Annotated in this window: 6 protein-coding genes; 4 read left to right on the plus strand and 2 right to left on the minus strand. The window is 40.0% G+C overall.

Annotated features, from left to right (window positions below; all coding sequences use genetic code 11):
- Positions 1–2,925, plus strand: a 2,925-nt coding sequence (locus tag AC33VI_RS19390) for a two-partner secretion domain-containing protein (RefSeq protein WP_491783903.1), incomplete at its 5' end; no start/stop codon positions are given.
- An 81-nt stretch (positions 2,926–3,006) separates the two neighbouring features.
- Positions 3,007–5,610 carry a CHAT domain-containing protein gene (locus AC33VI_RS19395; protein ID WP_491783904.1) on the plus strand — a complete coding sequence of 868 codons (2,604 nt, stop codon included), beginning with the start codon at positions 3,007–3,009 and terminating at the stop codon, positions 5,608–5,610.
- 547 nt (positions 5,611–6,157) lie between these two features.
- On the opposite strand, the gene AC33VI_RS19400 is transcribed toward AC33VI_RS19395, so the two are convergent.
- Positions 6,158–6,400 (minus strand): hypothetical protein, encoded by a 243-nt coding sequence (locus AC33VI_RS19400; protein WP_491783905.1) that lies wholly within the window; start codon positions 6,398–6,400, stop codon positions 6,158–6,160.
- 9 nt (positions 6,401–6,409) lie between these two features.
- Here AC33VI_RS19400 and AC33VI_RS19405 point away from each other — a divergent pair, with 9 nt between their 5' ends.
- Both AC33VI_RS19405 and AC33VI_RS19410 read left to right on the plus strand, forming a co-directional pair.
- A complete protein-coding gene (locus AC33VI_RS19405; RefSeq protein WP_491783906.1) occupies positions 6,410–6,763 on the plus strand; it encodes a type II toxin-antitoxin system RelE/ParE family toxin in 354 nt (117 codons plus the stop codon).
- The gene (locus AC33VI_RS19410) at positions 6,729–7,019 is read left to right on the plus strand and encodes an addiction module antidote protein (protein WP_491783907.1); all 291 of its coding nucleotides are present in this window, start codon (positions 6,729–6,731) and stop codon (positions 7,017–7,019) included. The genes AC33VI_RS19405 and AC33VI_RS19410 overlap by 35 nt, the downstream gene beginning before the upstream one ends.
- A gap of 102 nt (positions 7,020–7,121) precedes the next feature.
- Here AC33VI_RS19410 and AC33VI_RS19415 read toward each other — a convergent pair.
- The coding region (locus tag AC33VI_RS19415; RefSeq protein ID WP_491783908.1) for a DUF3536 domain-containing protein at positions 7,122–8,904 on the minus strand (1,783 nt) is incomplete at its 5' end.

Below are 8,904 nucleotides of genomic sequence, written 5' to 3' on the forward strand. Positions count from 1 at the left end.
ATTCGAGCTAATGGTACTGCCAATCTATTTTTAATCAATCCCAATGGAATTGTTTTTGGGGAAAACTCTGCTTTAGATATTGGTGGTTCTTTTATCGGCAGTACTGCCGACAGTCTCAAGTTTGCCGACGATAGTGAGTTTGGGGCAGTAGATCCTCAAGCATCGCCTTTGCTTACCGTGACTATTCCCGTTGGTTTGCAGTATGGCAATAATAACGGAGATATCGTCGTTACGGGTAATGGCAACCAACTCCAGTTCAATCCCGACTTTACCGTAAATCGCAGTTTTCGACCGAGGGGATTGGAAGTCAAACCAGGAAAAACATTGGGCTTGATTGGCGGCAATATTATCTTAGACGGCGGAAATTTAACTGCGTCAACGGGAAGCATACAACTCGGTAGCGTTGGCGATAATAATCTAGTCGAGTTCGAGCTTACGGAGTCTGACTTAAATTTTGATTATTCCAATGTCACTAATTTTAAAGATATAAATTTGTTTAATGCTTCTTCCCTAGAAACTAGTGGCAGAGGAGGGGGCAAGGTAACCCTACAAGGAAAAGAAGTAATCATCGCCGATGGCTCGGCAATTTTAGCGGATACGGTAGGGGATGTTGCTGGGGAAAATTTACAAATTAACGCTTCGGAATTGTTAGTGGTAGCTGGTACTACGGTAGATTTATCCTTTATCAGTCGTTTGTCTACAGATGTTGCTCCCAGTGCCACGGCAAAGGGAGGAGATATCGAACTGAACTCCGCCAACATAATTGTTACTGACGGCGCGCAGGTAATTAGTAGTTCCTATGGGGAAGCAAACACGGGCAATATTAAAGTCAATGCCGATTATCTGGAATTATTTAGCGGTTCGCCCGTACTCGATTCTAGTGGTTTGTTTACCTTAGTATTTGGTGATGGAGATGGTGGCGACATAGATATAAATGCTCATGAAATTGTTGTTGACCGAGGAGGGCAAGCTGCAACTATTACTTTTAGTAATGGTGATGGCGGAAATTTAGTTGCTAAAGCAGATCGAGTTGAACTATCAGGCACTTTACCAAATGATGTTGCAAGTGCTTTTCTCGCCAGTGTAGAATCGGCAGCTATGGGCAAAGGAGGAAATCTTGCGATTGAGACAGAATCTTTATTGGTTAAAAATGGTGCAAGAGTAGAAGTTGTTACTTTTGGTAACGGCGATGCAGGATCATTATCTGTTAATTCCCAAGTAATACAATTGCTTGGTGGTGCGCCCGTAGTAGGTGCGAGTGGAATATTTTCTAATGTCGGATCTGGCGCGAGAGGAAATGTAGATAGTTTAAGTATTAATACAGAATTATTGTCGATCGCCAATGGAGCACAAATAACCGTTACTACTTTTAGCGAGGGAAATTCTAATGTATTGGATATAAAAGCCAAGGAAATTCAATTAGCTGGCACATCTCCAGGAGGTAGTTCTAGCGGAATCTTTTCTAATGTGGAATCTGAAGCTACAGGAGAAGGAGGACAAATTTCAGTAGAAGTAGATCGATTAAATATTATTGATGGAGCGCAAATTTCAGCACTAACTTTAGGATTGGGAAAAGCTGGAGCAATTTCAATTGATGCTGATGAGATTGAAGTTTCTGCTGGAAATTCTAATGCTCCCAGTGGCTTATTTTCTATTGTCGCACCGAACGCTACAGGGGATGGGGGAAGTTTAACAATTGATACAAGAAGCCTCCAAGTAATAGATGATGGTCAAATTGCTGTCAGCACTGCGGGGATTGGCAAAGGAGGAGAATTGACTATTAATGCCGATGAAATTAAGTTGAAGGGGAGATCGGAATTTGGGGCAAGTGGTATTTTTGGCAATGCCATTATCGGTACGGGGGATGGTGGGAATCTGGAAATTAATGCTGACGATTTAACTATTCTGGATGGGGCAACTATCAGTGCTAGCAATTTTTCTAGTAGCAATAACTTTCCTCCAGGGGAAGGAAAGGCAGGAAGTATCTCTATTAATGCTGATAATATCAAATTAGATACTAGCGATGTCGATGTTCCTAGTAGTATTACCGCTTCGACTAATAATAGTGGTGGGGGCAATATTGATTTAGTAATTGCTGAAGATGTAACTATTGCCCACAACAGCGAAATTGATGCCGATACGAAGGGTACTAGTGCTGGAGGCAATATTGAACTGAGAACTAATAATTTAAGTATCAATAGCCAGGGAAGAATTTCAGTTGATAGTACTAAATCTGGTAATGCGGGAAATATTGAAGTTCGAGCCAACAATTTTATCGGGGAAAATGGTTCGATTACTGCCACCTCAGATAATTCTGGGGGTGGAGATATTCAGTTAGCCATAAATAACATTTCTCTCGATCGCACCCAGCTTAGTACGAGCGTTGATGATGGTACTGGTGGGGGTGGGAATTTAACTATCGACAGTAAGATTATTATTGGCAAAAATAACAGCAGCATCGTTGCTCAGGCAGATCGAGGCGATGGGGGCAATATTGACATCACTACCGAAGTTTTCTTAGTTACGCCCGATACTCTAGTGGATGCCAGTTCGGAATCGGGAATTGATGGTGCGGTAGATATCAATAGCGTAGAAACAGAAGGACAAATTGAAATTTTGAATTTACCAGTTCGGGTTGTAGATCCTACGGCTTTGATTGCCAGTATATGCCCGAAAGATGGGGTAAATACTCTTTCTACTATTGGTAAAGGAGGTTTGGCAGAAAATCCCAGTCAAAATTTGAGAGGTAAATCTGTTTGGGAAGATTTACGAGATTTTACCGACGAACAAGAATCTAATAACCAGGGCATTATTGAAGCTAAAGCTTGGAATATTAACGATCGCGGCAAAGTGGAATTGTTAACTCACCTTCCCCAAGCTAAAACTTCTGACTATTGGGCATTATTCAATCAGTGCGGTAAATAAACTGTTCTTCAGCTATAAGCTCCAAGCTATAAGCTCTAAGCCTCAGAAATCTCTTTAGTTATTATTTAGCTGTTAATTATTATGCTCTTATCTTATTTTTATTCTTCCAAGCTCTATTTAATTTTATTTAATTCGTTGTGTGGTTTGTTCGTAGCTGCGGTTGGCGCGCTCGCGATTACCGATGGGGCGATGGCTAAAGAATTAGATCGGACTACGGCAACTGTTTATGTTACGGATAAATCTCACTCTGAGGAGATCGCTTTTGGCAAACTAGCTTATCAGTCGGGAAGATATGCTGAAGCCAAGGAAATTTGGCAAAATGCTGCCAAAAAAGCTAAAAATAAACAGGATATTTTAGCCCAAGCTCAGATTTTAAATTATTTGGCTTTAAGTGAAGAAAAGCTAGGCAATATCAACCTAGCAGAAACATATTTAACTCGGAGTTTAAAATTAATCTCTCATCCCAAAAGCGATCGCCATTGGCAAATTAAAGCCCAAGCTTTGAATGCTAGGGGCAATATAGAATTGGCAATGGGTAAAACCCAAGCTGCTTTGGCTAGTTGGCAACAAGCAAGACAAGCCTATCAACAGGTAGGAGACGACATTGGTGTCTTGGGAACAAAAATCAATCAAGCTCAAGCCTGGCAGAGTTTGGGCTTATATCGTCGCGCCCAAAAAACTCTATCTAAAATTGCTACCGAATTAGAAAATCATCAAGATCCCACTTTAAAAATTACTGGTTTGCGTAGTTTAGGCATTGCCTTACAAGTCACGGGAGATTTAGAAGCTGCTGAAAAGATGCTCCAGCAAAGTTTGGCATTATCTCAGGAATTAAACTTACCAGAAGAAAGTAGCACGACTCTATTTAGTTTGGGTAACAATGCTGTAGCCAGAGAAGATAAAACCCAAGCTCTTAAGTACTATCAACAGGTTGCTAAGACTACCGCTAGATCTTTATTAAAAACAGAAGCAAGACTCAATGAGCTAGGATTGCTCATTAATAACCAACAATGGCAACCCGCACGAGATTTATTAGCCCACATTCAAACCGATCTCAATGATGTTCCTGTTATTCCCACTAGAAGACTAGTATATGCGCGAGTTAACCTAGCCAAACATTCGATCGCCTTAGGCAATAGTACGGGCGATCGCTCTATCTTAGACAAGACTAAAAATAGTTTGCTCTCAACAATCGATCGCGCCAATCAACTGGAAGATCCTCAAGCTCAATCCTATGCAGTGGGAATGCTAGGGTATTTGTACGAAAGCGATAGCCAATTAGATTTGGGAAGCAAATATACTCGCCAAGCAGTACAGTTAGCCCAAACCATCAATAATTCCCAACTTACCTATCAATGGCAATGGCAACTCGGTAGGTTAAATCGATCTCAAGGCAATCTTCAAAGTGCGATCGCTGCCTATCAAGATGCCGTAGAAGCTTTAGAGTCTCTGCGGAGCGATTTGGTAGTTACCAATGCCGATCTACAATTTTCTTTCCGCGAACAAGTCGAACCAGTCTATCGGGAGTTAGTTAGTTTATTACTCACCCCAAATAATAACCAGCCAGTCAGTCAAGCAAATTTATTAAAAGCTAGAAACACAATTGAATCTTTGCAACTAGCAGAACTCAATAACTTTTTTCGCGAAGCTTGCTTAGATGCTACTCCTGCTGCCATTGATGAAATAGATCGCGAGGCTGCGGTAATTTATCCGATTATATTAAGCGATCGCCTGGAAGTTATTGTCAGTCTTCCCGATAAATCTTTACAACATCATTCCCAAGCCATTCCCCAAACAGAATTAGAAAATACCATTGAGGAATTACGTCAAACTCTCCAAATTCGCAGCCGTCGCACCTATTATCAACCAGCCCAAAAACTTTATAGTTGGCTAATTCAACCTATCTTAAAAGATCTCAAACAACACAATATACAAACCCTAGTCTTTGTTCCCGATGGTAGTTTTCGTAACATTCCCTTGGCGACTCTCCATAACGGCGAAAAATATTTAATCCAAGAATATAATGTAGCTCTTACCCCTGGCTTGCAACTCCTCGCACCTCTGCCTTTAGAGCAAATCGAATTAACCACTCTTGCCGCAGGTATTACCCAACAAAGACGGGGTTTTTCTTCTTTAGAATATGTCGATCGCGAATTACAAGATATCCAAAACCAAACCAATAGCTTAGTTTTGCGCGACGATCGCTTTACCAAAAAAAGATTGGCAGAAAAGATCCAATCTCAAAACTATCCCATCGTTCATATTGCCACTCACGGTCAATTTAGCTCCAATTTAGAAGATACTTTTCTTTTAGCTTGGGATGACGACCTTAATATTAACGAGCTAGATAATATTTTGAGCAGTAGAGACGCAGATCGACAGGCGATCGAACTTTTGATTCTTAGTGCTTGCGAAACTGCTAGAGGCGATAATCGGGCAGCTTTAGGCTTGGCAGGCATGGCAGTTAAAGCGGGAGCCAAAACTACCCTAGCAACTCTTTGGACTGTCTATGACGAATCTACCGCCTTAACGATGAATTATTTTTATCAAAATATTACTCAATCTCAAATCAAACGCAACAAAGCTCAAGCTCTTCGTCAAGCACAAATAAATTTAATCGAATCTTCTCATTTCAAACATCCCTACTATTGGTCGCCTTTTATTATGGTGGGAAATTGGCTTTGATTTTGTTAGTTGTTAGTTGTTAGTTGTTAGTTGTTAGTTGTTATCCATTGGTGACAAGTTAAGAAAAAGTACAAGTTGTCAAACGCAGTTAAATTAGAGAGTGTAGGAATTTTAAACTAGGTATTAAATATCAATTTTGTCCCCAAATGCGATCGCGAGCAAGTTAAATGGCACACTCACAAAAAAGTATTCGAGACCACGCCAGAAACAGAAGTCATCCCAATATAGACAACGAAGCAATTTCGCAACAGTTAGAGGAGTTAGTAAAGCCGTGTGTTTACAACCAATCGTGACAAGTTAAGGAAATTTTGAATCTGTCAAACACTATATGTAGTGTATTTATATTTTTTAAAACACAATATAAAAGTTAAAGATAAGTAAAAATGCGATGCCTACGGCTAGCTTGGCAATCGCATCCCAATAAGATGAAAAAGTCACAATTGCGTCTATCACTTATTACTCATTACTTAAAAGCGATTGACAAACGGTACAAAACGTTAACTTGTCACCAATAGCTAATAGCTAATGACTTGAGCGAAGCCCTTTATTATTTCAACCACAAACTAACATCGATTGCTAGGGTTTTTCCTAGTTTTAATAATGGTTTGATTTGGGTAATATTCCAAGGACAGCTATTAACATCGAGGCTATCGATATTAACAATACAATCAGGAAGGATACGCTGGTGAAGACAGTTGAAATAAATCTCTTGAGCGCGGTCTAAAGCCAAACCAGGAGTTACCTTCCAGCCCAAAGCGATCGCTATTATAATGTATCCTGTGGGATACAAATAAATATAATGACATCTCCCAATCAAATCAGATTATTGGAAACAGATGAAGGTAATGTTCCTTTTGAAAAGTGGTATTTTTCCCTCAAGGATAAGAAAACTAAAGTTAGAATTAGACGGCATTTAGATCGTTTAGAACTTGGTAATTTAGGCGATACTAAATCGGTAGGAGAAAGTATATACGAACTGAGATTGCATTTTGGCGCGGGATATCGAATTTATTTCGTTAAAGTGGAAAATACAATTATTGTTTTATTGGGCGGTGGAGATAAAAGTACTCAACGAAAAGATATAGATCGAGCTAAAACACTATGGAGAAAGTATAAAAATGAAGCTGAAAGATATGCACGAAAGCTTGGATAGAGAACTAACTGATTCTGAATATGCAGCAATATACTTAAATGATGCCCTCAATGATGGCTCGGTAGAAGAATTCCTACTTGCTTTGCGTAATGTGGTTCGTGCCAATCAAGGGATGAGTAAGGTAGCAACGGAAACAGATTTAGGTAGAGAGAGTCTTTATAAAGCTTTATCTGAGTCGGGAAATCCCCAATTTTTCACTATTAATAAAGTATTAGCTGCTTTAGGATTGCAATTTTCTATCGAGCAATTAAATTAAAATACGATATTTAGCTATAAAATTTAATTCACAGACTTACAATAGATTTCATAAAAAAAGTAAGGTAAGTCATACTTACCTTACTTTTTAATTATTAATTGATTATTTCAACCACAAACTAACATCGATCGCTAGGGTTTTTCCTAGTTTTAATAACGGTTTGATTTGGGTAATATTCCAAGGACAGCTATTAACATCGGGGCTATCGATATTAACAATACAATCAGGAAGGATACGCTGATGGAGACAGTTAAAATAAATCTCTTGAGCGCGGTCTAAAGCCAAACCAGGGGTTACCTTCCACCCCAAAGCGATCGCTTTTTCTAAGCGAGCCACATCGGTTTCTAGGGTTGTAGGATCGCCATCGTACAGCAATTTCCACAATAAACGGACGATGGTTTGTTCTAAAATTTGTTTGGCTTCGGGAATATTTAGCTTGCAGTTGAGGTATTGAGCTTCGGTAGCACTAGCTTCTAATTCTGCCAAGCAACTATCAAGAGTACTAGGATCTTCAATTGCTCCTTCCAGATTCTTAATTGCTTCTCCACAACGAAAAGATAAAGCCACTTCTACTGCGACTTTTAATTCTTGAGGGACTGGTAATTCTTCTCGTTGAAAAGCTGCCAGCATACTATAGTTTTCTCGATAAACTTGGGTATACAGTTGGTCGAGATGTTTTTTGGTTTTAACCGTCAACAACTTAATAATGCGCTGTCTTTCTTCAGCAAAAAGATCTTGGAGGTTAAAAGATTTGCTACCTACCATCAGATTATTCATTGCTAAAATAACCTGAGCAATGCTAGCTTTTTCGATCTTGCCAAACAATTCCTGTTTCAATTCTGCATAAGCCAAACGACCGTCAAAATTATCGATACAACAGTGGAAATCCCAACCCCCTAAATGCAAGACTGCAAAAACGATGTGCTGGCTTTCCCAAGTGATTTCAGATGTTAATTTTATCTGTCCTACTGCTAGAGAAAGAGTCCCCATTTGTTGCTTTTGATAGTCTAGGCGATCGACTTGATAGCAATAAACTTGCTCTTGGGACAGATGTTTAGCAAATAAAGAACTAATAGCATAGTGGGCAGCTACTTGTTGAAAGCTAACTTGGGAAGGTGCAACCAATTGCTGATAAACTTCCTTACCATTGCCAAAGAGAACTACATTACTGGGTGCTTTCGCCAAACGAGCGATAAATTCTTGTTTGAGATGAATTCCCGCTACTTCTCCTGCCAATTCGATCGCGCGAGAAGCATAACGCAAGATTTGAACTCCTTCTGGGCGAGATATTTCCTCAAAAAACCAGCCACAACTGGTATACATCAACAAAGTATGACGTTGCATCTCTAACAAACGCAGAGCATCGATCCTTTCTGTTGCTGATAATTCTCTAATTTGGTGGCGTTGGAGAAATTCTGCCACATTATCTTTAGAGCGATCGCCCAATACTTTGATATATTCATTTCTTGCCAACCAAGGATCGCGGAAAAACTTGCTACCAGTTTCTTGATAGACATCAATTAAATTATCTCGCAACCAATCCAAAGCATCTCGTAAAGGTCTGCGCCATTTCTGATTCCAACCGCCACCGCTAGCGCAACCACAGTTATCTTGCCAGCGTCCGACTCCGTGAGCGCAACTCCAGGCAGTTACGGGTTTTAAGACTACTTCCCAAGTAGGGGGACAAATACTGAGGTAGTGGGCATAGTTAGTTACCGTCCAATTATAATGGGCAAATTGTTCGCTCAGGGCATAAGCAATACATTTTTCTGTTCCTCCTTTGTGGTGTCCGAAAGTTTCTCCATCGGTAGCCACGCTAATAATTTGCGAAAGGCGATCGTCACCTCGGATTGCTCGTCCCATTCTGGCAGAAAAGGTATCGACA

This window comes from Waterburya sp. (assembly GCF_058530065.1).

Coding starts and splice junctions, on each gene's coding strand:
- AC33VI_RS19395 (WP_491783904.1), top strand. CDS start 3,007: ATGCTCTTATCTTATTTTTATTCTTCCAAGCTCTATTTAATTTTATTT.
- AC33VI_RS19405 (WP_491783906.1), top strand. CDS start 6,410: ATGACATCTCCCAATCAAATCAGATTATTGGAAACAGATGAAGGTAAT.
- AC33VI_RS19410 (WP_491783907.1), top strand. CDS start 6,729: ATGAAGCTGAAAGATATGCACGAAAGCTTGGATAGAGAACTAACTGAT.